Annotated in this window: 21 protein-coding genes; 5 read left to right on the top strand and 16 right to left on the bottom strand. The window is 66.1% G+C overall.

The annotated features are described in order from the left end of the window. Window positions 1-42: 42 nt before the first annotated feature. From ggt to H3H39_RS23670, 12 genes are all read right to left on the bottom strand, one after another. Window positions 43-1,824 carry a gamma-glutamyltransferase gene (ggt, locus tag H3H39_RS23725; protein WP_182156858.1) on the bottom strand — a complete coding sequence of 594 codons (1,782 nt, stop codon included), beginning with the start codon at window positions 1,822-1,824 and terminating at the stop codon, window positions 43-45. Between the two features lie 72 nt (window positions 1,825-1,896). After that, window positions 1,897-2,655, bottom strand: a complete 759-nt coding sequence (locus H3H39_RS23720; protein WP_182156857.1) for an SDR family NAD(P)-dependent oxidoreductase — start codon at window positions 2,653-2,655, stop codon at window positions 1,897-1,899. A 139-nt stretch (window positions 2,656-2,794) separates the two neighbouring features. Next, complete coding sequence (locus H3H39_RS23715; protein ID WP_182156856.1) at window positions 2,795-3,307, bottom strand: hypothetical protein; 513 nt, start codon at window positions 3,305-3,307, stop codon at window positions 2,795-2,797. Window positions 3,308-3,315: 8 nt separating this feature from the next. Continuing rightward, the gene (locus H3H39_RS23710; protein WP_182156855.1) at window positions 3,316-3,816 is read right to left on the bottom strand and encodes a YMGG-like glycine zipper-containing protein; all 501 of its coding nucleotides are present in this window, start codon (window positions 3,814-3,816) and stop codon (window positions 3,316-3,318) included. Continuing rightward, window positions 3,813-4,229 carry a hypothetical protein gene (locus tag H3H39_RS28095; RefSeq protein ID WP_229218221.1) on the bottom strand — a complete coding sequence of 139 codons (417 nt, stop codon included), beginning with the start codon at window positions 4,227-4,229 and terminating at the stop codon, window positions 3,813-3,815. Before H3H39_RS28095 ends, H3H39_RS23710 begins: the two co-directional genes overlap by 4 nt. Window positions 4,230-4,419: 190 nt before the next feature. Continuing rightward, window positions 4,420-6,582 carry a sodium-translocating pyrophosphatase gene (locus H3H39_RS23700; RefSeq protein ID WP_182156854.1) on the bottom strand — a complete coding sequence of 721 codons (2,163 nt, stop codon included), beginning with the start codon at window positions 6,580-6,582 and terminating at the stop codon, window positions 4,420-4,422. 204 nt (window positions 6,583-6,786) lie between these two features. After that, the gene (gene adk, locus H3H39_RS23695) at window positions 6,787-7,443 is read right to left on the bottom strand and encodes an adenylate kinase (protein WP_182156853.1); all 657 of its coding nucleotides are present in this window, start codon (window positions 7,441-7,443) and stop codon (window positions 6,787-6,789) included. A gap of 247 nt (window positions 7,444-7,690) precedes the next feature. After that, a complete protein-coding gene (kdsB, locus tag H3H39_RS23690) occupies window positions 7,691-8,440 on the bottom strand; it encodes a 3-deoxy-manno-octulosonate cytidylyltransferase (protein WP_182156852.1) in 750 nt (249 codons plus the stop codon). Next, on the bottom strand, window positions 8,441-8,617 hold the full coding sequence (locus H3H39_RS23685; protein WP_182156851.1) for a Trm112 family protein: 177 nt from the start codon (window positions 8,615-8,617) through the stop codon (window positions 8,441-8,443). It lies immediately after the preceding gene. After that, window positions 8,598-9,689: a tetraacyldisaccharide 4'-kinase gene (gene lpxK / locus H3H39_RS23680; RefSeq protein ID WP_182156850.1), complete on the bottom strand. Its 1,092-nt coding sequence runs from the start codon at window positions 9,687-9,689 to the stop codon at window positions 8,598-8,600. The genes H3H39_RS23685 and lpxK overlap by 20 nt, the downstream gene beginning before the upstream one ends. Window positions 9,690-9,705: 16 nt before the next feature. Further along, a complete protein-coding gene (locus tag H3H39_RS23675; RefSeq protein ID WP_182156849.1) occupies window positions 9,706-10,146 on the bottom strand; it encodes an ExbD/TolR family protein in 441 nt (146 codons plus the stop codon). Between the two features lie 22 nt (window positions 10,147-10,168). Next, window positions 10,169-10,774, bottom strand: a complete 606-nt coding sequence (locus tag H3H39_RS23670) for a MotA/TolQ/ExbB proton channel family protein (RefSeq protein WP_182156848.1) — start codon at window positions 10,772-10,774, stop codon at window positions 10,169-10,171. A 1,442-nt stretch (window positions 10,775-12,216) separates the two neighbouring features. Here H3H39_RS23670 and xseA point away from each other — a divergent pair. Next, window positions 12,217-13,575, top strand: coding sequence for an exodeoxyribonuclease VII large subunit (gene xseA, locus H3H39_RS23665; protein ID WP_182156847.1), 1,359 nt, complete (start codon window positions 12,217-12,219; stop codon window positions 13,573-13,575). Window positions 13,576-13,589: 14 nt separating this feature from the next. Here the strand turns inward: xseA and H3H39_RS23660 are convergent, their stop codons facing one another. Continuing rightward, window positions 13,590-14,582: a glucokinase gene (locus H3H39_RS23660; protein WP_182156846.1), complete on the bottom strand. Its 993-nt coding sequence runs from the start codon at window positions 14,580-14,582 to the stop codon at window positions 13,590-13,592. Window positions 14,583-14,803: 221 nt separating this feature from the next. On the opposite strand from H3H39_RS23660, the gene sodB reads away from it, so the two are divergent. Further along, window positions 14,804-15,382: a superoxide dismutase [Fe] gene (gene sodB / locus H3H39_RS23655; protein ID WP_182156845.1), complete on the top strand. Its 579-nt coding sequence runs from the start codon at window positions 14,804-14,806 to the stop codon at window positions 15,380-15,382. 99 nt (window positions 15,383-15,481) lie between these two features. Here the strand turns inward: sodB and H3H39_RS23650 are convergent, their stop codons facing one another. Genes H3H39_RS23650 through H3H39_RS23640 form a run of 3 tightly spaced genes read right to left on the bottom strand, consistent with a single transcriptional unit; the run spans window position 15,482 to window position 19,574 of the window. Then, window positions 15,482-16,246 carry a hypothetical protein gene (locus tag H3H39_RS23650; RefSeq protein ID WP_229218220.1) on the bottom strand — a complete coding sequence of 255 codons (765 nt, stop codon included), beginning with the start codon at window positions 16,244-16,246 and terminating at the stop codon, window positions 15,482-15,484. An 11-nt stretch (window positions 16,247-16,257) separates the two neighbouring features. Further along, complete coding sequence (locus H3H39_RS23645) at window positions 16,258-16,971, bottom strand: ABC transporter ATP-binding protein (protein WP_182156958.1); 714 nt, start codon at window positions 16,969-16,971, stop codon at window positions 16,258-16,260. 29 nt (window positions 16,972-17,000) lie between these two features. Further along, window positions 17,001-19,574, bottom strand: a complete 2,574-nt coding sequence (locus tag H3H39_RS23640; protein ID WP_182156844.1) for an ABC transporter permease — start codon at window positions 19,572-19,574, stop codon at window positions 17,001-17,003. 186 nt (window positions 19,575-19,760) lie between these two features. Here H3H39_RS23640 and mgrA point away from each other — a divergent pair, with 186 nt between their 5' ends. The 3 genes from mgrA to H3H39_RS23625 all read left to right on the top strand — a co-directional run bounded on the left by mgrA (window position 19,761) and on the right by H3H39_RS23625 (window position 23,007). Next, on the top strand, window positions 19,761-20,801 hold the full coding sequence (gene mgrA, locus H3H39_RS23635) for an L-glyceraldehyde 3-phosphate reductase (RefSeq protein WP_182156843.1): 1,041 nt from the start codon (window positions 19,761-19,763) through the stop codon (window positions 20,799-20,801). A 385-nt stretch (window positions 20,802-21,186) separates the two neighbouring features. After that, entirely contained in the window at window positions 21,187-21,498 is a 312-nt protein-coding gene (locus tag H3H39_RS23630) for a DUF4148 domain-containing protein (RefSeq protein ID WP_182156842.1), read from the top strand. Between the two features lie 24 nt (window positions 21,499-21,522). After that, window positions 21,523-23,007: an efflux transporter outer membrane subunit gene (locus H3H39_RS23625; protein WP_182156841.1), complete on the top strand. Its 1,485-nt coding sequence runs from the start codon at window positions 21,523-21,525 to the stop codon at window positions 23,005-23,007. The last annotated feature ends 33 nt before the right edge of the window (window positions 23,008-23,040 follow it).

Here is a 23,040-nt window from a genome sequence, read left to right as displayed (position 1 = left end):
TCGCGTCACGATAGCGCCTGATAGCCACACCTGCCTGCTCCCCTACTCGCCCAGCGCCACGCCTTCGCGGCGCGGGTCGGCGCCGCCGAACCAGAGCGGCTGGCCGTCCACCGTGCGGCGCTGGATACCCTGCAGGCCGGAGTTCTGCTCGAACTGGCGCACCTCATGGCCGCGCGCGATGAGCTGGGCCACCACCTGCGGCGCCACGCGCCCCGCCTCCAGCTCCGTGGGGCCGTTACGGCTGCCGAAGTTGGGCAGGTTGATGGCCTGCTGCACGTCCAGCCCCCAGTCCAGCGTCCCCACCAGCACCTTGGCCACGTAGTTGATGATGGACGAACCGCCCGGCGAGCCGGTGGCCAGCACCAGTTGGCCGCTGGCGCGCTCGAACACCAGCGTGGGCGACATGGCGCTGCGCGGACGCTTGCCGGCCTGCACCCGGTTGGCCACGGGGCCGTCGGCGTCCATGGCGTCGAACGAGAAGTCAGTCAGCTGGTTGTTGAGCAGGAAGCCATCCACCATCTGGCGCGAACCGAAAGCGTCTTCCACGGAAGTGGTCATGGACAAGCCATGGCCGGCGCCGTCCACAGCCACCAGGTGCGAGGTCGAGGGTTTATCGAGCGCCGTGTCGGCGCCCCACGCCACCCGCATGCCGGACGGCGTGCCGAACTTCGCGCTGCCCATGGAGCGCGGGCCGATCAGCGCGGCGCGGCGGGCCAGGTAGGCCGGGTCGGTCATGGCGGCCACGCCGCGCCCCGGCAACGGCACGAAGTCGGTGTCGGCCACGTAGTGATTGCGGTCCGCGTAGGCCAGCCGGCCCGCCTCGCTGAACAGGTGGATGGCATCCGCATCGAGCATGCCGTTGACGGGCGGATGGGCACCGATATCCTTGTTGGCCAGGATGCCCAGCATCTGCGCGATGGCGACGCCGCCCGACGACGGCGGCGGCGCGCCGCACACGGTCCAGGCCTTGTAGTCGCTGCACACGGGCGCGCGCTCCTTGGCGCGGTAGCCTGCGATATCGGCCGCCGTCAGCTTGCCCGGATTGGTGGCATGGGCCGCCACCTTGGCCGCGATGTCGCGCGCGATGCGTCCGTTGTAGAAGGCGTCGGCGCCGCCGGCGGCGATTTCGCGCAGGCTGCGTGCCAGCTCCGGATTTTTCAGCAGGTGGCCCACCGGCCAGGGCTGGCCCTTGGCGTCATAGAAGTAAGCCGCCGCCACCGGATCGCGCGCCAGGTAACGGTCCCACGTGAGCAGCGCGTTCAGGCGCGGACTGACGGCGAAGCCCTCGTCGGCCAGCTTGATGGCCGGCGCGAACAGGCTGGCCCATGGCAGCTTGCCGTGTTCGCGGTGCGCCAGTTCCAGCATGCGCAGCACGCCGGGCGCGCCCACGGAACGGCCGCCGATGATGGCCGCCACGCGCGACAGCGGCTTGCCGTCCGCATCCTCGAACAGGTGTTCGTCGGCCGCCGCCGGCGCCGTCTCGCGGCCATCGTAAGACTGCACGCGCTTGCCGTCGAAGTACATGAGGAAGGCGCCGCCGCCGATGCCCGACGATTGCGGTTCCACCAGGTTCAGCACCATCTGGCTGGCGATGGCCGCGTCGATCGCGCTGCCGCCCTGGCGCAGCATGCGGTAGCCGGCCTCGGTGGCCAGCGGATTGGCCGCCGCCATCATGAATTTGTGGGCGCTCACGCCCCGCTTGGCCGCGTAGCCGGTGGCGATTTCGGGCGCCGGGGTGGCGTCCTGCGCCAGCGCCGGCAGCGGCGGGAACAACAACATGCCGCCCAGCGCCAAGGCTGGCGCCAGAGACTTCAAACGTATCATGCGGACTCCAAATAAAAAGGCGCGCGACCAGGGCCGCGCGCCCATTGACTCAGGCATCCTACACGAAAAATTTTACTTCGGTTGCATGCGGATCGCGCCGTCCAGTCGAATAGTTTCGCCGTTCAACATGACATTTTCGATGATGGCCTTGGCCAGGTGCGCGTACTCGGTTGGCTTGCCCAGGCGCGGTGGGAACGGCACCATGGCGCCCAGCGCCTGCTGCACTTCGGCCGGCATACCCAGCAGCATCGGGGTTTCGAAGATGCCGGGGGCGATGGTCATCACGCGGATGCCGCTGCGCGACAGGTCGCGCGCCATCGGCAGCGTCATGCCGGCCACGGCCGCCTTGGACGAGGCGTAGGCCGCCTGGCCGATCTGGCCGTCGAAGGCCGCCACCGACGCCGTGTTGATGATGATGCCGCGCTCGCCGTGCTCGGCCGCCGCCGTCTTGCCCATGGCGTCGGCCGCCAGGCGGGCCATGTTGAAGGTGCCCACCAGGTTGATGTTGACGGTGCGCTGGAATACGTCCAGCGGGTGCGGGCCATCCTTGCCCACGGTCTTGACGGCTGGCGCCACGCCGGCGCAATTGACCAGGCCACGCAAGGTGCCCAGCGCCTGGGCGGCGGCGACCACGGCCAGGCCGTCCGCTTCCGAGGTCACGTCGCACTTGACGAAAGTACCCTTCAGTTCAGCGGCCAGCGCCTGGCCCGCTTCCACTTGCACGTCGGCCAGCACCACCTTGCCGCCGGCCGCCACGATCATGCGGGCCGTGGCCGCGCCCAGGCCCGATGCGCCGCCGGTGATGATGAATACATTGTCTTGAATCTGCATGTCCGTCCTCTATCAGTTGGGAAAATCGCGCGCGTGGCCTGTGGTGCCATTAACGTTAACGTAAACGTCAATTGTAGCGAACTTTGGCTGGCGCGCGCGAAAAAACCGTCGTGTGCTGTTGCAGCGCCGCAAAGCACGGCTATTGGCACTGCAACCAGACGCCGTCGCGCAGGCACAGCTGGCCGGACGGGGAAATAGTGGTGTTGCCGCCGGCGCCAGTGTGGCGCACGCCGGCCGCGTCGTAGCAGCCGCCGGCGTCACAGGTGGTGATGGGCGTGGGACGCGGCGTCTGGTGCAAGGGCGGCGGCGGCGACAACGGCGGCAGCGGCGGCGCCACGGACACGCGCGGCACGGGACGCGGCGGCATGGCGGGGATAATGGCCGTCACGGCGCGGCGCGCCTTGGGCTGGCGCGTGGGCGCCGTGCGGCACGGTTGCACGGCCAGGTGCTGGCCGTCCGCGCTCAGCGTGCACACGGGCAGGCGCGCGTACTGCTCCAGCGACAAGGTGGCCGCATCAGCGGAAACGGCGGCGTCATGGCGCGCCGGTTTGTCCGTCTGCGCGGCCGGGGCGCTGACCACCCACATACCCGCCCCCAGCGACAACATACAGCAACGGATCAGGCGGGCGGACATGGTGGGCAAGGCGGCCATGGCGGGCCTCAGCGCGGCGGCGGTGTGTTGGGCGGGGGGTAGCTGCCGCCCGGCTGCTGGGACTCGCTCATCATCCGGCCAGCCACGGGCACCTTGTGGCCCTGGGCATACATGCACTGCTGGTAGGCGTAATCGTAGCGCCGCTGCAGGTTGTTGCCCGCGTAATTGCCCGCGTCGGCGCCGGCCATGGTGCCCATGACCAGGCCCACGCCGGCGCCCGAACCGGCGCCGCGTCCGCCATCGACGGCCGCGCCCAGCGCCGCACCCACCAACGTACCCAGCGCGGCGCTGCGCGCGGTGCTGCTGGCGGCCGCCTGTTCCGCCGAACTACCCACCTGGGCTTGGGCGTAGCCGCGACAGTTGAAGTCATCGGCGCGGAATTGGTCGAAGGTCTTGCCGGCGCCCGGCAGGACCAGCGTGCTGGGGCCGGTGGGCATGGAAACGCAGCCAGCCAACAACGCAGGCAACGCAAGCAGCAGGGTGGCAGGCAAAATGAGAGGTCGCTTCATTGCGCGGGCTCCGGTCTGGGTTGGACTTCTTCCGGCGATACGGCGCGCCAGGAAGTGCGGCATTCCTTGACGTAGGGGTAATAGCCGGGCGGATCGCTACAGTAGTACCAGAACTGCGCGGGCGGGGCCCCCTGCTCCATGTACACGGGCGGCGGCGCCGGGACCGGATACACCGGAACGTCATAGTAGTAGCGCCGGTAGAACGGATCGTAGAACGGGTCCGCATACCAGGGCGCGGGCCAGAACAAGGGCGCGCCGATCACCACGCCGACGTGGGTACGGAGATGGGTATGGCCGCCGGGATGGCCGCCGCCGCGGTGCGGCCGGGTCTGGGCCTGGACTGGCGCGCAGGCCAGCGCCGCTGTCAGTAGCGCCAGCATCGCCAACAACCTCGCTGGTCTGAAAGTCTGCATCTGCATCGCATCACCTCGCAAAGTGCTACGCCGTGCAACCATTATCGGCTGATCGGGGCGGCCTTGCCAGAGGTGGATACAATTCGTCACGCCGAAAAACCAACAGCACGGTACGGGCGCCGGCGCGGGCGCGCCGCGCCGCCTCACCGGACCGGGCGCGACCGGTCCGACAAGGCGTGCAGGCTGCAAGTTATTGCGTCTTGCCGCCCTCTTGCTGCGGCATGGCCTGGACCGGCGCCGACTGCACCACCGGCATGGCCGGCGCCGTGGCGGCCGGCATGGCCACATGGGCCACCCCGGGCGCGCTCACGGCCAGCCAGCCGGAAGCCGGCAGCAGCGGCACCAGCAGCAAGGCCACGATGTTGATGATTTTGATCAACGGATTGACGGCGGGGCCGGCCGTGTCCTTGTACGGGTCGCCCACGGTGTCGCCGGTCACGGCCGCCTTGTGCGCGTCCGACCCCTTGCCGCCGAAATTGCCGTCCTCGATGTACTTCTTGGCGTTGTCCCAGGCGCCGCCACCGGTGGTCATGGAAATGGCCACGAACAGGCCGGTGACGATGGTCCCCATCAGCATGCCGCCCAAGGCGGCCGATCCGAGCAGCATGCCCACCACGATCGGCACCACCACCGGCAGCAGCGATGGCAGGATCATTTCCTTGATGGCCGAGGCGGTCAGCATGTCCACCGCCTTGTCGTATTGCGGCTTGCCGCTGCCGTCCATGATGCCCTTGATGTCGCGGAACTGGCGCCGCACTTCCACCACCACGGCGCCGGCCGCGCGGCCCACGGCTTCCATCGCCATGGCGCCGAACAGGTAAGGCACCAGGCCGCCGATGAACAGGCCGACGATCACCATCGGGTTGGACAAGTCGAAGCTGACCGACTTGCCTGAAGATTCGAGCGCGTGGGTGTAGTCGGCGAACAGCACCAGCGCCGCCAGGCCGGCCGACCCGATGGCATAGCCCTTGGTGACGGCCTTGGTGGTGTTGCCCACCGCATCCAGCGGATCGGTGATGGCGCGCACGGATTCAGGCATGCCCGACATTTCCGCGATGCCGCCGGCGTTGTCCGTGATGGGGCCATAAGCGTCCAGCGCGACGACGATGCCCGCCATCGACAGCATGGAGGTGGCGGCGATGGCGATGCCGTACAACTGGCCCAGCTGATAGGACACGAGGATGGCGGCGCACACGGCCAGCACGGGGAAGGCGGTGGACTTCATCGACACCCCCAGGCCGGCAATGATGTTGGTGCCGTGGCCGGTGGTGGACGCTTCGGCGATGTGGCGCACCGGGTGGAAATCCGTGCCCGTATAGTATTCCGTGATGTAGACCATCAGCCCGGTGAGCACGATGCCCACCAGCGCACAGCCCATCATTTTCATGCGCATGGCGTCGTCACCCCACAGCTGCCAGGTGACGACGGCGAAGCCGATCAGCGACAGGCCGGCGGCCCACCACAGGCCCGTGTACAGGGCCGACATGATCTTCTTGCCCGGCTTGGCCTTGACCATGGAGCAGCCGATGATGGAGGCGATGATGGACACGGCGCCCAGCAGCAGCGGATAAACGATGGCCGTGGTGGGCGCGGCCGTGATGGCCAGGGCGCCCAGCAGCATGGTGGCGATCAAGGTCACCACATAGGTTTCGAACAGGTCGGCGGCCATGCCGGCGCAGTCGCCCACGTTGTCGCCCACGTTATCGGCGATCACGGCCGGGTTGCGCGGATCATCCTCGGGAATGCCCGCCTCGACCTTGCCCACCAGGTCGGCGCCCACGTCCGCGCCCTTGGTGAAGATGCCGCCGCCCAGGCGGGCGAAGATGGAAATCAGGGAAGCGCCAAAGGCCAGGCCGATCAGCGGCTGGATCACGTCATGTTCGCTGACGGCCGTGGCGCGCGCGCCCGCCACCAGCATCATGTAGAACAGGGTCACGCCCAGCAGGCCCAGGCCCACCACCAGCATGCCGGTGATGGCGCCGCCCTTGAAGGCGACGTCGAGCGCTTCGTTCATGCCCTTGGTGGCCGCCTGCGCCGTGCGCACGTTGGCGCGCACCGAGACGTTCATGCCGATGAAGCCGCAAGCGCCCGACAGCACGGCGCCCAGCAAAAAGCCCAGCGCCGTATGGGTGCCCAGCAGCGCGAAGATCAGCACCAGCAGCACCGCGCCGACGATGGCGATGGTGCGGTACTGGCGCGCCAGGTAGGCGGCCGCGCCCTGCTGGATGGCCAGCGCGATTTCCTGCATCCGGGCGTTGCCGGCATCCTGGCGCAAGATCCAGCTGCGGGACCACAAACCGTAAATCACGGCGATCACGCCGCACGCCACTGCAAACCAAAGACTAGCTGCCATAGTGTCCCCTTGTTCTTGTTAATCAAGCTCGATACCACACTCAGAAAACCGCCGACCGTGTCTCGTAAACACGCGCAGCCAACTAACCTGCGTACTGCACTCTTTTATAAAACGGGATGGCATCCATCGCTGGACGCGGAGCGCGGGCGCTCGCGCGGGCGCAACGCCCGCAAAAAAGCGGACCGTAGTCCGCTCCGTTACTGCTTATTCCGACAAGGCCGCGAATGCCGCGTCGCGGATTTCTTCCACTGGTCCTACGCCAGAGATGCGGCGGTATTTCGGCGCGCCTGGCTGGCCGGTCTGGGCCCAGTTGTTATAGTAGGCCAGCAGGACTTCGGTCTGGTTGTGGTACACGTCCAGACGCTTCTGCACGGTTTCGACCTTGTCGTCGTCGCGCTGCACCAGCTCTTCGCCGGTGACGTCGTCCTTGCCTTCGACCTTGGGTGGATTGAATTTCACGTGGTACACGCGGCCCGAGCCGGGGTGGCTGCGGCGGCCGGACATGCGCTCGACGATCATGTCGTCAGGCACGTCGATTTCCAGCACGTAATCCACGGCCACGCCGGCTTCCTTCATGGCGTCCGCTTGCGCGATGGTGCGCGGGAAGCCGTCGAACAGGTAGCCGTTTTCGCAATCGCACTCTTTCAGGCGATCCTTGACCAGGCCGATGATGATGTCATCCGACACCAAACCGCCGGCATCCATCACCTTCTTGGCCGCCAGGCCCATCTCCGTGCCAGCCTTGATGGCCGCACGCAGCATGTCGCCGGTGGAAATTTGCGGGATGTTGTACTTCTCTTTGATGAAATTGGCTTGGGTGCCCTTGCCGGCACCGGGTGCTCCTAACAGAATGAGACGCATGAAGTTTCCTAAGACTGAATTGAAATGGTAATCGTAATAATTATTGTGCTAGCAGCTAGTCTGGCTATGTTTGTACGAAACTTACCACAAAACTTCGCCGCTACGCCACTGTGCCAACGTTTTGCGTTCGTTAATTGATGTCTCCCCACCCGAAACGCGTTATTCCGTATGAATACCGCACTGTTCATTTCTTTATAGCGGGGATTATTTACGGCCACCTTACGTGGCCCATCCGGGCAATGAACATCTAACGGTAGTGCTGACGCACCCGCTCCAGGTCCTCGGGCGTATCCACGCCGGCGGCCGGGGCCGAGTCCGTCACATGGACGGCGATCGGATAACCGTGCCACAGCACGCGCAACTGTTCCAGCGCCTCGATCTGCTCCAGCGGCGACTGTTCCAGCCCCGGGTAGGCTTGCAGGAAGTCGTTGCGGTAGGCGTACAGGCCGATATGGCGCAGCGGCACATAGCCGGCCGGCAGCGTGGCGCGGTCCTGGGCGAAGGCGTCGCGGTGCCACGGAATGGTGGCGCGCGAGAAGTACAGCGCGCGCCCCGCCTTGTCCAGCACCACCTTGACCACGTTGGGGTTGAAGGCGTCGGCCGCGTCATGCAGCGGATGGGCGCAGGTGGACATGGGCACATCGGCCGAGATGCGGGCGGCGGCGGCGCCCAGCAGCGCCGGGTCGATCAGCGGTTCGTCGCCCTGCAGGTTGACCACCACGGCCTGCGGCGGCAGTTGCATCAGGCGCGCCACTTCAGCGATGCGGTCGGTGCCGGATGGGTGGTCGGCGCGCGTCATGCACACCTCCACGCCGTGCGCGGCGCAGGCGGCGCGGATGTCCTCATGGTCGGTGGCCACGATGATGCGTTCGGCGCCCGCCTCGCGCGCCCGTTCGGCCACCCGCACCACCATGGGCTTGCCGCCCAGGTCGGCCAGCGGTTTATTGGGTAGCCGGGTCGAAGCCAGCCGCGCGGGAATGATGACGGTGAACGTCACTTATTCCGCCGTATCCTGCAGCGTACGGGCCTGGTCGGCCCACATGATGGGGATGCCGTCGCGGATAGGGAATGCCAGGCGGTCGCCCTTGCATATCATTTCCTGGGCTTTCTTATCGTACACCAGCGGCCCTTTGCATACAGGGCAAACCAGGATATCAAGCAGTCTTGCGTCCACGGCATTTCTCCACAATGAGGTCGGCCAGCGCCGCGTCGATACGCGCCGTGACCGGGACCACCCACAGGCGTGGGTCGTCTTTGAGTTCGTCAATTTGCGCACATTTTACTGCATCCTTCTCCGTCATCAAGATCACATCGGCCGCCAGGCCATCGAAAGGACGGTCGCGGAAGTCGTGATGGTCGGGCAAAGGCAGCTCGGCGCAGTCCAGGCCGGCCGCGCGCAACATGCCGAAAAACCGGGAAGGGTTGCCGATGCCGGCCGCCGCCGCCAGCCGCGCGCCGGGCTGGGCCAACGCCGCCAGCGGCACCTTGCGGCTGCGGTCGCACAATTGTTCAGCCACCTCGCCGACCAGGCGCATCTGCACCGGCGCCGGGTCGCCCACGGCGCGCGCCAGGGCCGGCGTCAGTTCCGGCGCGTTGACGACGGTGACATCGCGCCGGCGCGAACGCGGCTCGCGCAGCGGCCCGGCCGGCAGCAGCCAGCCATTGCCGGCGCCGCGCCCGTCGAACAGGATGATTTCCACGTCGCGCTGCAAGGCGTAGTGCTGCAAGCCGTCGTCGGTGAGCAGGATATCGGTGTCGGGATGGGATGCCAGCAGCGCGCGGCCGGCGGCGGCGCGGTCGCGCCCCACCACCACGGGACAGCCGGTGCGCTGGGCGATCAGCAGCGGCTCGTCGCCCACTTGCTGCGCGGTCGAGGCGGATGTCACGGCGCGCAGGGCGGCACCATCGGCGCCATCGCCGCCGTGGCCGCGCGAGATCACGCCGGGCCGCATGCCCGCCTGTTGCAGCGCCTGCACCAGCCAGATGGTGAGCGGCGTCTTGCCGGTGCCGCCGATGAAGATATTGCCCACCACCACCACCGGCACCGGCAGCCGGTGCGAAGCGAGCCAGCCGGCGCGGAACAGCAGGCGGCGCAGCGCGCCGAGCGCACGGAACAACTGCGACAACGGCCACAGGGCGCAAGCGAGCGGGCCGCGCCGCAGCCAGGCGCGCGTCAAGGCCGCCTCAATCGCGGCGCCCCGCGTGCTCTCCTGCGCCGCTGGGCGGGCCGGTGTCGCGTGGTTCATGCGCGCGGCGCCCGGCTTACTTGGCGCCACCGGTCTGGGCGGCGAAAGTGAGCTTGTCGTAACCGGCGATGCGGGCCGCTTCCATCACGTTGACCACCATCTGGTGCATGGCGAACTGGTCGGCGTTGATGATGACGACGGGCGTCTTGTCCGCATGCGCGCCCTGCCCTTCGGCCGCGGCCGACTTCATGGCGGCCGCGAAGCCGGCCACGTCGTGGAACGATACGGGCTGCTTGTTGATCGTGTAGTTACCCTTGGCGTCGACCGTGATATTGAGTTCGAACGGCCGCTCCAGCTGCTTTTCCGCCTCCGCCGTCGGCAGCGTGATCTGCAGTTCCGTGAACTTGCTGTAGGTGGTGGTGACCATCAAAAAGATCAGGATCACGAGCAGCACGTCGATGAACGGAATCAGATTGATTTCGGGATCGTCGCGGCCACGCCCTTTACGAAAATTCATACCGGACTCCGCTTATTGGCGCTCATTTGCGCTTGCTGTGCACGACGTCGACGAACTTGACGGCCTGCTGCTCCATCTCGATCACGAAGCTGTCGACCAGCGCGCGGAAATGGCGGTAAAACACCAGCGTGGGCATGGCGATGGCCAGGCCGAAACCGGTGTTGTACAAGGCCACGGAAATGCCGTGCGCCAGTTGGGCCGGATTGGCGCCGCTGCTCGTTTGCGAGCCGAAAATCTCGATCATGCCGACCACCGTGCCGAACAGGCCCATCAGCGGCGCCAGGCTGGCGATGGTGCCCAGCGTGGTCAGGAAGCGTTCCAGCGTGTGGGCCACGCCGCTGCCGGCTTCCTCGATGGATTCCTTCATCACGTCGCGCGGCGCCTCGATGTTGCGCAGCGCGGCGGCCAGCACCACGCCCAGCGGCGAATTGTTCTCCAGCTTGTCGATGATGTCGGGCGTGACGTTGCCGCCGCGGTAGACCCGCACCACCTCATCCAGCAACTGGCGCGGCAGGATGCGGGCCCGGCGCAGGTACAGCAAGCGCTCGACGATCAGGGCCATGGCCACGATGGAAGCAACCAACAACAGCCAGATAGGCCAACCTGCAGCTTGTAGAAGGGCGAGCAAAACGTACTCCTGTAGAAAACCTGACAACCGATGAACTTGGCGGGCGCCCAAGGCCACCCGAAGGCGCAATGTATCTTGTTGGGCCGCGCTCGGCAAGTGCGGCGTGGCGTCCCAAAAACCGGGGTCAGGTCATGAATTCACGCAACTTGCATGTATTCATGACCTGACCCCGGTTTCTTTGCGCTTGGGAGTTCTGCACAAATTCTGTGGACAAAAGTGTGAGCAATAGCCAGCAACCATGGCTAAGTATTTGATTTATAAGTACTTAATTTTCAAGCTCAAAAATGTCGCAGCTATCGACTTCCTAGGGCCGATAAATTCAACCAAACACCAGCAAAGTTTGTACCCACTTCTACACATATTCTGTTGATAAGATTGTGCGCAAGGCAGGCCATGCCATGCAAAGTCATTGATTTGAAAGAACAATATTTCTCTGAGTAAAAAACAAGCATTGCCGCCTCCAGGCAGCTTTATACGCCAAAATATATGGTTTTTGGGAAACTTTTGCCACCAACAATGGCCGGTTCGGCAGTTCTGCACATAATATGTGGATAAGATTGTGAGCAAGCGACGTGCCAACTGCCCAAGCCTTTGATTCATAAGAATATTTTTATCCTGCGCAAAAAAAACGCAGGTACGGGCCGGTGCATAAGTGCCGCACGCGCCCCCTCTGCTCCACGCCAGCCTGTGCACTTCTGCACATTTAATGTGGATAAGATTGTGAGCAAGGATATTGGTTGTTAGAAATATCGTTGATTTATAAGGGAATTTTATTGCTGCTCAAAAAAATGGCATAGCTTGCAATTTGATTGCTTAGGCCACCGGATGGCGCCTTATCCACCGCCCCAGTCCAGCTTGAGGGCGATATTTCCACGCTATCGCCGCCGGGACGGACTTCTGCACATTTTATGTGGATAAGATTGTGAGCAAGGCCAGGGTTGAATCGTCAAGTCATTGATTTATATACTATTTATTTTCATGAGTAAAAACCGGGCAGCCGCTTTTCCGCTGGTGACGTCCGGTTCGGCCCGCGCTGCCAGTTATTCAGGCAGCCAGCCGCGATAGAGACAGCGGGCAAGTTCTGCACATCTTCTGTGGATAAAAGTGTGCGCAAAGGACGAGATTTCATACTAAGTCATTGTTTTGTCACACTATACCTACACTGCGCAAAATTTAGGCATTATAAAATCACCAATTCGAAAATAGCTATCGCTCACACAAAGTTCCGCACATCTTCTGTGGATAACTTTGTGCGTAACCGCCGGTGGCAAACGCAAAGTGCTTGATCCATAAGGGTTTTTCCACTCTGCCCGCAAATGGAGCAGTATTCTTTCTCTTTTAAAATCAAATGTTTAGATAAAACACTTGCCGTTTACGGTGATATATGACATAAGCATGACCTCCGCGCCGCAATGTGGACAGCTTTCCTTTTCGCCATCGCTATGCACACCCAAGACAGCCTCGATACCACTCCCGCCCAGCCCGTGATGACGGTCACCGCCCTCAACCAGGCCGTGGCGCGCCTGCTGGAACGCTCGTTCCCGCTCACCTGGATCGCCGGCGAAGTATCGAATTTCACGCGCGCCAGTTCCGGCCACTGGTATTTCACGCTCAAGGATGACGCGGCCCAGGTGCGTGCCGTGATGTTCCGGGGCCGGGCCCAATATGCCGGCTTCATTCCGCGCGAAGGCGACAAGGTGGAAGTACGCGCCCTCGTCACCCTCTACGGTGCGCGCGGCGATTACCAGATCAATGTGGAAGCGATCCGGCGCGCTGGCGTCGGATCGCTGTTCGAGGCGTTTTTACGGCTGAAGGAAAAGCTGGCCTCGGCCGGCCTGTTCGACCAGGACCGCAAGCGCGCCGTGCCCATGTTCGCGCGCACCATCGGCATCGTCACCAGCCCGCAGGCGGCGGCGCTGCGCGACGTGCTGACCGCGCTGCGGCGCCGCGCGCCCCATGTGCGGGTGGTGATCTATCCCACGCCGGTGCAGGGCCAGGGCGCCGGCGACAGGATCGCCGCCGCCATCGCCACCGCCTCGCAGCGGGCCGAATGCGATGTGTTGATCGTGTGCCGGGGCGGCGGCAGCATTGAGGACTTATGGTCGTTCAACGAGGAAGCGGTGGCGTACGCGGTGGCCAATTGCGCCATGCCCGTGATTTCCGGCGTGGGCCACGAGACGGATTTCACGATCTGCGATTTCGCCGCCGACGTGCGCGCGGCCACGCCGACGGCGGCGGCCGAGCTGGCGGCCACGCCACGCGCGGACTGGATCGCGTCGCTGCGGGCGGACGCCATCGATTTGCGGCGCGCCATGCGCCGCACGCTGGGCGACGCGGCGCAAACGCTGGACCAGCACGCGCGCCGCCTGCTCAGCCCCGCCGCCCAGATCCGCCAGCAGCGCTTGAAACTGCTGGCGCTGTCGACGGCCATGACGCACGCCACCCGCGCCCCGGTGACGCAGGCGCGCTTCAACCTGGACCGCCTGGGCGGCCGGCTGGCGGCCCGCAAGCCGGATGTGTCGGGCGCACGCGTGCAACTGGACGGGCTGCGGCACCGGGCCGCGATCGGCATCGCCACCCAGCTGGGGCAGCGGCGCGATGGTCTGGGCGCGCTGGCGGCGCAGCTGGAACTGCTCAATCCCCAGCGCACGCTGGAACGGGGCTACGCCATCGTGACGGACGCCAAAGGCGCCGTATTGCGCTCGCCCGCCCAGCTCCAGCCGCGCGCCACGGTGACGCTGCGGCTGGCCGAAGGCAGCGCGGAAGTGGGGATCGCGTCAGTCCAACCGACGCTGGAATAGACCGCGGCGGCCGCTCAGCCGGCCGACAGCATGGCCGACATGCCGATCAGCGCCGGGTATTTTTCCGTCAGGATGAAGGTGGGGATGTGGGACAGGTAGTCGGTGAAGCGTCCCTTGTCCTCGAAGCGGGCACGGAAGCCCGACTGTTCGAAGAACTCGCGCATCTGCGGCACGATGCGCCCGCCTATATAGATGCCGCCTTTGGCGCCCAGCGTGAGCGCCACGTTGCCGGCCACGGTGCCCAGCATTTCGCAGAACGCCTCCAGCGTTTCCACGCACACGGGGCAGCTGCCGCGCAGGCCGCGTGCCATGATCTCGGCCGTGCCGATGTCGTCGGCCGCCACCCCGGCCCGCTCCGCCAGCGCCCGGTAGGCCAGCGCGATGCCGATGCCCGATACCAGCCGTTCGCTCGAAACGTGGTGATGGTGGCGCAGTGCGTAGCGCAGGATGTCGATCTCGCGCTCGTTCATGGGGGCGAAGGTACCGTGCCCGCCTTCGCTGTCGATGGCGATCCAGCGGTCGCCGGCCGGCACCAGCCCCGATACGCCCAGGCCCGCGTCCGGCCCCACCAGGCCGATGGTGGCGCCCGCACGCGCCACGCCGCCGCCGATCTGGCGTTTGTGTTCCGGCGCCAGATAGGGCAAGGCGCTGGCCAGGGCCGTGAAGTCATTCACCACCACCAGCGATTTCAGGCTGAACTGGGAACTGACCGCCTCCACCGAGAACGACCAGTGGTGGTTGGTCATGGTGACCCAGTCGCCGTCGATCGGATTGGCGATGGCGATGCCGGCGTAGCGGGCCTGATAGCCGCCCGCCGCCACCGTGGCCGGTTGCGCCAGGAAGCGGACGATGGCCGCGCCCAGGGTGGGAAAGTCGGCGCATTGCGCTTCCCAGACGGCTTCAATCTGCTGGGGCGCCGTCTCCAGCGCAAAACTGGCGCTGGTGCCGCCGATATCGGCCAGCAGGCGCGGACCGTTGCTAAAGTGCGAAAAACCATCCTGTTGCATGTGATTCCTTCGAGATCCCGCCGCGCCCGCCGTCCGGCCGCGTTGGCTGTGGCGATTATATGCCGCGGCCGGTTCCAGGCTGAATAACCATATTTATAGTAGTGTCTTTCTTGAGTCGCAGCAATCCCACGCATTCCTGCAACGATGCGACATCCGCTTTACAATGGTGAACGTTTCAGCAAAAATCACCTCCCGTCTCAATCCACCAAGGAATAAAAAACATGGAACATACCCTGCCCGCACTGCCATATGCTATGGACGCCCTGGCGCCCCACATTTCCAAGGAAACGCTGGAATACCACTATGGTAAGCACCATCAAGCGTATGTCACCAACCTGAACAACCTGATCAAGGGCACCGAGTTCGAGAACCTGTCGCTCGAAGAGATCGTCAAGAAATCGTCCGGCGGCGTGTTCAACAACGCGGCCCAGATCTGGAACCACACCTTCTACTGGAACAGCCTGACCCCAGCCGGCAAAGGCGCACCCAGCGGCGCGCTGGCCGACGCCATCAACGCCAAGTGGGGCTCGTTCGACAAGTTCAAGGAAGAATTCACCAAGTCCTGCGTGGGCAACTTCGGTTCGAGCTGGACCTGGCTGGTGAAGAAGGCCGACGGTTCGGTCGACATCGTCAACACCTCCAACGCCGCCACCCCGCTGACCACCGCCGACAAAGCCCTGCTGACCTGCGACCTGTGGGAACACGCTTACTACATCGACTACCGTAACCTGCGCGCGAAATACGTGGAAACGTTCTTCGCCCTGGCTAACTGGGACTTCGCCGCCGCCAACTTCGCTTAATCGCGACGGTGACGGGCGGCCGCCCTGCGCGGCCGCCCCATGCGTATCTAGGGCCGCGTTCTCCGGAACGCGGCCCTTGTCGTTTTCAGGACTGCCGGTTCAGGACTGCAGGTGCAAGGTCTTGATCACGCGGCTTTCGTCGCGCTCCCCCGCGCCGGCCGCGCGGTTGTAGCTTTCCTTGCGCACGGTGACCAGGCGGTCGCCCACCTGGGCGTACACGTGCTGCTCCTCCTGCCTGGCCTCGAACCGGATCACGATGAAGGCGCGGCCCGATTCGTTCTGGATCATGCGGCTGGCCAGCGGCGTGCCGTCATCCGCTATCCACACATACAAGTGGCCGTCGAATTCCTTCACGTATTTGCGGTCGCGGTCGCTCAGCGTGTCGATCGCCACGTCGAACGTCAGCAGGCGTGCCGGTTTGCCCTGGCAGGTGTCGGCCTGCTCGCCCTTCCATGCCGCCTTCTCCAGTACACGCGACAGGCTGCTGGCGGCCGAGATCATGGGCCGTAAATCGGTCGGGCTGAACTCGCGCGCCGCGTTCAGCGTCGGCGTGCGGGCGTTGGGGTTGCGCGCCTGCGCCAGCGATTCCGCATCCATGCGCGCCAGGATATCCTTACCGTACGCCAGATGCATGCCGCGCGCGCCATCCTCGATGCCCACGCTGGCTTGCCCCTGGGTTTCCTCCGCATCCTTGCCTTCGCCCAGGCGGCGCCACGTCTTCGTTTCGAGCGTGGCCTTCAATGGGGCCTGATCCTGCAAGCGCGTCAGCGCCGATTTCAGGTCGGCCAGGCCATCGGCCCGCGCCGCCTGGCAGTACAGCCCCTGTGCCAGTACAGTGGACAGCACCGTCATCATCAATCGCATCGTTCGTCCTTTCATGGTTGTACGGCGCAGGCCAGGCGGCCGGCGCGCATGTGCAAAGTGCGGCCGCAGCGGGCCGCGATCGCCATATCGTGGGTGACCAGCACCAGCGTGGAGCCGTGCTCGCGGTTCAATTCGAACATCAGTTCCATCACCGCTTCGCCGCTGGCCGCATCCAGGCTGCCGGTCGGTTCGTCGGCCAGCAGCAGCGGCGGCTCGCACACGAAGGCGCGTGCCAGCGCCACACGCTGCTGTTCCCCGCCCGACAGGTAGCGCGGATAGTGGCGCAGCCGCGCCGCCAGCCCTACCCGTTCCAGCACGCGTTCGGCCTTGACGCGCGCCTGGCGGTCGCCACGCAGCTCCAGCGGCAGCATCACGTTCTCCAGCGCCGTCAAATGAGGCAGCAACTGGAAGGACTGGAACACAAAGCCCACATGGCGTTGTCGGAACTGGGCGCGGCCGTCTTCATCCAGCGCGAAGATGTCGGTCTGTTGCAGTTCAACCGTGCCGTCCGTGGGCAGGTCCAGTCCCGCCAGCAATCCCAGCAAGGTGGACTTGCCGGAGCCGGAGGCGCCCACGATGGCGACAGTTTCGCCGGGCAGCACGGTAAAGTCGACGGCATGCAGGATGGTGAGCGCGCCACCGGCATCCGTCACGGTCTTGCTCAATCCCCGCACGGCGATGGCCGGATGCAGGGCTTGCGCGGCGGCGGCGCGGGCGAATTCCATGGTTGTCATTATTTGTCTCCCAAAGTGAGCTAGTTGGATCGAAGGCCCAGCAACGGCGGCTGGTTCAACACATTGCGCAATCCCAGCCAGCCGCCGGCCAACGCGCACGCGGCGCCGGTGGCCATACCTACGGCCAGCAGCAACGGCGACCAGCTCCAGGCCAGGTGGAAGCTGTAGCGCGACAGCGCCCAACTGGCCAGCGTGGCGCTGGCAGCGGCCAGCAGGCCGGCCAGGGCGCCGGTGAGCAGGTGTTCTATCCATTGCGCCTGCGCCAGCCGCCCGCGCGTGGCGCCCAGGGCGCGCAGCAGCGCCGCCTGGCGCGCGCGCAGGTCGTGCGATCCGGCCAGCGCGGCGTACAAGACCAGCACACCGGCTGCCAGCGTGAACGCGAACAGGAACTGCACCGCCGCCACGGCCTGCGCCAGCATGCGCTGCACCTGGCGCAGGATGGCGCGCAGGTCGACCACGGTCAGGTTGGGAAAGTCACGCGCCAGCCGGGTGCCGAACAGCAGGTCGTCGGCCGGCACGTGGACGGCCACGGCCCAGGTGGCGGGCAAGCCACGCATGGCCGAGGGGTGCATCAGCAGCAGGTTCCCGATCTGGTGCGCGCGCCAGTCCACCTTGCGCAGGTTGGACACGCGCGCTTGCAGTGCCTGGCCCGCCACATCGAACTGCAAGGTGTCGCCCAGCTTGAGCTTGAGATCGGCGGCCATGTTCTCCTCGATGGAAATGGCCGGCATGCCAGCCGTCTCGCCGCCGTACCAGTTGCCGGCAGTGAGCTTGTCGGAGGACGGCAGCGTGGCCGCGTGGCCGATGTCGATTTCGCGCGCCAGCATTTCGCGCACGCCGCGCGAGGGGCCGCGCTTGCCGCTGTCCTTGGCGTTGTTCTTGGCGTTGTCCTTGGGGCTGTCCTTGGCGCCCTCCGTGCCGCCAGCAGCCACTTCCAGCGCGTCGCGGCCGTTGATGCGCAGCAGCCGTGCGCGGGTCTGTGCCTGCTGTTGCGGCGCGCCGTAACCGCGCAGCCGCGCGTCGATCGCGTCCCGCTGGTCGGGCTGGATATTAATGACAAACTGATTGGGCGCGCCGACCGGGGTGGCCCCCATCCACGCCGCCAGTAAATCGGCGCGCACCACCGTCAACAGCAGCAGCGCCGTCAGGCCCAGCGCCAGCGCCGTCACCTGCAACACGGTGGCGCCGGGCTGGCGCGTCATGTCGGTGACGGCCAGTCGCCAGGCCGCATGTACGAATGCGCCGCGCGAGCGCTTGAGCAGCGCCAGTCCCAGCCAGGCCAACAAGGCGAACGCCGCGCCGCCCACCACGAACGCACCGCCCGCGACCAGCGCCAGCATCACATCGCCCGTCTGCCATGCCAGCAGGCTGCCGAACATGGCCAATCCCAGCACGTAGCCGCCCAGCGCGCTGGCCTGGGGTGGCGCCGTGTCCCGCCGCAGCAGCCGCAATTGCGGCACGTTGCGCAGCTGAAGCACGGGTGGCAGCGCGAAGCCCAGCAGCAGTATCAGGCTGGCCGCCATGCCTTGCAGCGCGGGCGCCCAGCCAGGCGGCGGCAGGCCGGCCGGCGCCAGTTGGCCCAGCCAGTTCACCAGCGCGAAATGGCTGCCGTAGCCGATGGCCACGCCGGCCGCGCCGGCGGCCAGGCCCAGCAGCAGGAATTCCAGCGCGAATAAGCACGTCAAGCGGGCCTGGGTCAGGCCCAGGCAGCGCAGCATGGCGCAGGCGTCCAGGTGGCGCCGCACGAAACGGCGCGCGGCCAGCGCCACGGCCAGCGCCGCCAGCAATGCCGTGAGCAGGCTGGCCAGCGACAGGAATTGCCGGGTTTGATCGAGCGTCTCGCTGGCGTCACCGCGCTTCGATGCGAAGCTGTTCAACGCCACGCTCTTGATGGGAGCGGCCGCCATGCGGTCCCTGGCCCAGCGCTCGTAACCACTCACCTGCTGCGCCGATCCCGCCAGCAGCAATCGGTAGTTGGCGATGGCGTGCGCTTGCAGCAACCCGGTGGCGGCCAGGTCGGCGTTGGCCATCATCACGCGCGGCGCCAGCGCCAGGAAGGCGACACCGGCATCCGGTTCGGCCGTCAGCACCTGGGCCACGGTCAGGCTGCGCTCACCGACGCTCAGCACCGAGCCGACATGCAGCCGAAGGCTCGCCAGCAGCGTGGCATCCACCCACACGGTGCCGGGCGCGGGCGGCGTTTCGCTGACGGCGTCACTTTCCTGCAGCCGCACACGCAGGCGCCCGCGCAAGGGGTAGGTTTCGCTCACGCTTTTCAGCGCCACCAGCGTCGACGTGGCCTGCTCACCCTCGCCTGCCACGGCCATGGTGAATAAGGAGACGGTGTCGGCGTGGTGCAAGCCGCGGCGCTGCGCTTCGGCCAGCCAGGCGCCGTCCAGCGGCTGGTCTGATTCCAGTTCCAGGTCCGCGGCCAGCATCTGGTGCGCGTCGCGTTCCAGGCCGGTGCGCAGGCGGTCCACGAAAAAATTCACGGTCGACAGCGCCGCCACCGACAGCGTCAACGCCAGCAGCAGGAAGCGCAGTTCACCGGCGCGCCAGTCGCGCAGGGTCATGGTAAAGGAGAGTCTGAACATGGCATGCTCACTATTAACAGGAAGGCAATCATGTCAAACAGCGGCGCGGCGCGCGCCGCAATTGCGATACAACGGCGATAGCGGCGACAGTCTGCATATCGGCGGGAATGAGCGGTGTGGCCGGACGACGCCCGCCGCCAGCCCTGTCTATAATCGACATCACGAACAACCAACGGAATCGACGCCATGACCTACCACGCATCCCGCCACCGCTACGAGGCCATGCAGTACCGCAGCTGCGGCCGCAGCGGCCTGAAACTGCCCCTGATGTCGCTCGGCCTGTGGCACAACTTCGGCGACACCACGCCGCTGGCCACCCAGCGCGACATGCTGCGCACGGCTTTCGACCTGGGCATCACCCACTTCGACCTGGCCAACAATTACGGCCCGCCCTACGGCACGGCCGAAACCAATTTCGGCCACCACTTCCGCGAAGACTTCCGGCCCTACCGCGATGAGCTGATCATCTCCACCAAGGCCGGCTGGGATATGTGGCCCGGTCCCTACGGCCAGGGCGGCGGCTCGCGCAAATACGTGCTGGCCAGCCTGGACCAGAGCCTGAAGCGCATGGGGCTGGACTACGTGGACATCTTCTATTCGCACCGCTTCGATCCGGACACACCGCTGGAGGAAACCATGGGCGCGCTGGCCACGGCGGTCCAACAGGGCAAGGCGCTGTACGTGGGCGTGTCGTCCTATTCGGCCGAGAAGACGGCCGAGGCGGCGCGCCTGCTGGCCGAATGGAAGGTGCCATGCCTGATCCACCAGCCGTCCTACAACATGCTGAACCGCTGGATCGAGACGGAAGGCTTGCTCGACACGCTGGGCCGCGAAGGCATAGGCTGCATCACGTTCACGGCGCTGGCCCAGGGCATATTGAGCGACAAATACCTGAACGGCGTGCCGGCCGACGCCCGCATCAACCGGCCCGGCGGCGGCTCCCTGCAAACATCCCATCTGAGCCCGGAAAACCTGGCCCGGGTGCGCGCGCTGAACGACATCGCCGCCGCGCGCGGCCAGACGCTGGCCCAGATGGCGCTGGCCTGGGTGCTGCGCGACGCCCGCATCACCTCCACCCTGATCGGCGCCAGCAACAGCGCGCAGATCCGCGAGAACGTGGCGGCGCTGCAGAACCTCCAGTTCAGCGCCGAGGAACTGGCCGCCATCGACGCCTGCGCACAGGAAGGCGGCATCAACCTGTGGGCCGGGTCGTCCAGCCACCGCTAAGCAACGCCCGCTAGCCACCTGGGAAATCGGGACGTAACACGATGCCGTCACCCGTGTTACGTCCCGCATTCCGGCGTCCCAGGTTCTGACGTCCCAGTTCTACCGGCGCCCTCCCCAGCCGCCGCCGGCCGCTCGCGCCGGCATCTCCCTCTCCGTTTCACCCCATCAACTATCCCTATGAGAGCGATAGTCACATTTAATTTACAAATGTAATATTCACGACTATAATTTACCTCAATGAAGCAAATGCAGAAAGCAAAGGAACTCAGCAGCTTGCTGTAACGCTTGGGCGACCGGTCAGTGGCATCCGGCCTGCATGTCAGTAGCGCCACATATCGCAAGCCCGCCGGCGCCGCCGACGCTTGCCTCACTCAGGAGAATCACCATGAACGCCAAACAACGCATCACCGTCGCCCTCGCCATCGCCGCTTCCTTCGCCACCGCCGGCGCCTACGCCCAGACCGGCTCGCCCACCACGCAGCAGGCCACCGCGCCCGCCGCCACCGCCGCCGTGAGCGCACAAGCCGCGCAAGCCAATACCGCCGTCGCCGCTGTCGCCGCCGCACGTCCCGCCGCCACCGGCCTGACCCGCGCCCAGGTCATCGCCGAACTGCTGGAAGCCCGCAAGAACGGCACCATCCCTGAAACGGAAGCCGATTTCGACGTGGCCCAGACCCGCAAGCACTTCGCCAAGTAATCGCGCCCTGCCCACCACGCCATCATGCAAGCGATCCGTATCGCCGCCGCCGCCACCCTGGCGCTGACCCTCGCGGCCTGCGCTGACATGGGCGGCATCGCGCCCCAGGCCCACAAGCTTGACGCCACCAGCGTCAACGCGGGTGCGGCGATCAAGGGCGCCATGGCGCATGCGGCGTGGCCGCAGGAGCAGTGGTGGGAAGCGCTGCAAGACCCGCAGCTGAATCGCTTGATGGCCAGCGCGCTGGCCGACAACCCCAGCCTGCACGCGGCCCAGGCCCGCGTGCGCCAGGCGCGCGCGCTGGCCGGCATCACCGAGGCGGCGACCCTGCCCCGGGTGGATGCCGCCGCCAGCGCCCAGCGCGAGCTGTTCTCGGCGCACGCCATGGTGCCGCCTCCGCTGGCAGGCAACTACGCGTGGAACAACACGGCCATCCTGTCTGGCTCCTATGACCTGGACCTGTGGGGCCGCGACCACGCGGCGCTGGCCGCCGCGCTGGGCGACGTGCAACTGGCGTCGGCTGAAACGCAGATGGCGCGGCTGGCGCTGGAATCGGCCATCGTGCGCGCCTACATCCAGTTGGCGCTGAACTACACGCTGGAGGACAGCGCGGCGGCCACGCTGGCGCAGCGCGAACGCCTGCTCGACCTCACGCGGCGGCGCCAGGCGGCCGGCCTGGCCAGCGCCATCGACGTGACCAGTATTGAAACAACGCTGCCCGCTGGCCGGCGCGAGCAGGAGCAGATCGGCACCACCATCGCCCTGCTGCGCAACCAGTTGGCGGCACTGATCGGCAAGGGACCGGGCGACGGCGAGTCGATCGCCCGGCCCAGGCTGATCCTGGCCCCGGAGCAAGGCCAGACATTGCCGGCCACAGCAGCATCGGCCGGCGTGTCAGCTGCCGCATTACCGATCGCATTACCGGCTGAACTGCCAGCCGAACTGCTGGGCCGCCGGCCCGACATCGCAGCCCAGCGCTGGCGGGTGGAAGCGGCGGCGCAGCGCATCAACGTGGCCAAGGCGGCGTTCTACCCGAACATCAACCTGACCGCGTTCGCGGGCGTGCAGGCGCTGGGCTTTGGCCACCTGCTGGAAGCCGGATCGGCCATGCGCGGCATCGCGCCGGCCATCAGCCTGCCCGTGTTCGAAGGGGGCCGCTTGCGCAGCCAGCTGGCCGGCCAGAGCGCGGTCTACGACGGCGCCGTCGAGCAGTACAACGCCACCGTGCTGCACGCGCTGGAAGAAGTGGCCAACGCCGTCACCCGCGACCGCGCCGAGCAGGAACAGGCCCGCCTGAACCGGCAGGCGCTGGCCTCGGCCCGGCAGGCGCACCGGCTGGCCGAACAGGCGTGGCGCGCCGGCCTGACGGACCAGGCCAACGAGATAGGCGCCCGCATCGCGCTGCTGCAGGAACAGCGGCAAGTGGCGCAGGTGGCCAGCCGCCAGCTGGACAATTACGCCGAATTGATGGCCGCGTTAGGCGGGGGCGTGAAACTGGATTTGCCGTGACGCTTCGATAGTACAATCAAGCCTTTCGAATTC

The sequence above is a fragment of the Rugamonas apoptosis genome, from assembly GCF_014042355.1.
Lineage (GTDB): Bacteria > Pseudomonadota > Gammaproteobacteria > Burkholderiales > Burkholderiaceae_D > Rugamonas > Rugamonas apoptosis.
The sequence above is the reverse complement of the archived record's forward strand: the minus strand, read 5'-3'. Positions and strand labels throughout refer to the sequence as shown.

What these genes read in the sequence shown, in the direction of transcription:
- ggt (WP_182156858.1), bottom strand. Translation starts at nt 1,824, where the DNA reads ATGATACGTTTGAAGTCTCTGGCGCCAGCCTTGGCGCTGGGCGGCATG.
- H3H39_RS23720 (WP_182156857.1), bottom strand. Translation starts at nt 2,655, where the DNA reads ATGCAGATTCAAGACAATGTATTCATCATCACCGGCGGCGCATCGGGC.
- H3H39_RS23715 (WP_182156856.1), bottom strand. Translation starts at nt 3,307, where the DNA reads ATGGCCGCCTTGCCCACCATGTCCGCCCGCCTGATCCGTTGCTGTATG.
- H3H39_RS23710 (WP_182156855.1), bottom strand. Translation starts at nt 3,816, where the DNA reads ATGAAGCGACCTCTCATTTTGCCTGCCACCCTGCTGCTTGCGTTGCCT.
- H3H39_RS28095 (WP_229218221.1), bottom strand. Translation starts at nt 4,229, where the DNA reads ATGCAGACTTTCAGACCAGCGAGGTTGTTGGCGATGCTGGCGCTACTG.
- H3H39_RS23700 (WP_182156854.1), bottom strand. Translation starts at nt 6,582, where the DNA reads ATGGCAGCTAGTCTTTGGTTTGCAGTGGCGTGCGGCGTGATCGCCGTG.
- adk (WP_182156853.1), bottom strand. Translation starts at nt 7,443, where the DNA reads ATGCGTCTCATTCTGTTAGGAGCACCCGGTGCCGGCAAGGGCACCCAA.
- lpxK (WP_182156850.1), bottom strand. Translation starts at nt 9,689, where the DNA reads ATGAACCACGCGACACCGGCCCGCCCAGCGGCGCAGGAGAGCACGCGG.
- H3H39_RS23675 (WP_182156849.1), bottom strand. Translation starts at nt 10,146, where the DNA reads ATGAATTTTCGTAAAGGGCGTGGCCGCGACGATCCCGAAATCAATCTG.
- xseA (WP_182156847.1), top strand. Translation starts at nt 12,217, where the DNA reads ATGCACACCCAAGACAGCCTCGATACCACTCCCGCCCAGCCCGTGATG.
- H3H39_RS23660 (WP_182156846.1), bottom strand. Translation starts at nt 14,582, where the DNA reads ATGCAACAGGATGGTTTTTCGCACTTTAGCAACGGTCCGCGCCTGCTG.
- sodB (WP_182156845.1), top strand. Translation starts at nt 14,804, where the DNA reads ATGGAACATACCCTGCCCGCACTGCCATATGCTATGGACGCCCTGGCG.
- H3H39_RS23650 (WP_229218220.1), bottom strand. Translation starts at nt 16,246, where the DNA reads ATGCGATTGATGATGACGGTGCTGTCCACTGTACTGGCACAGGGGCTG.
- H3H39_RS23645 (WP_182156958.1), bottom strand. Translation starts at nt 16,971, where the DNA reads ATGGAATTCGCCCGCGCCGCCGCCGCGCAAGCCCTGCATCCGGCCATC.
- H3H39_RS23640 (WP_182156844.1), bottom strand. Translation starts at nt 19,574, where the DNA reads ATGTTCAGACTCTCCTTTACCATGACCCTGCGCGACTGGCGCGCCGGT.
- mgrA (WP_182156843.1), top strand. Translation starts at nt 19,761, where the DNA reads ATGACCTACCACGCATCCCGCCACCGCTACGAGGCCATGCAGTACCGC.
- H3H39_RS23630 (WP_182156842.1), top strand. Translation starts at nt 21,187, where the DNA reads ATGAACGCCAAACAACGCATCACCGTCGCCCTCGCCATCGCCGCTTCC.
- H3H39_RS23625 (WP_182156841.1), top strand. Translation starts at nt 21,523, where the DNA reads ATGCAAGCGATCCGTATCGCCGCCGCCGCCACCCTGGCGCTGACCCTC.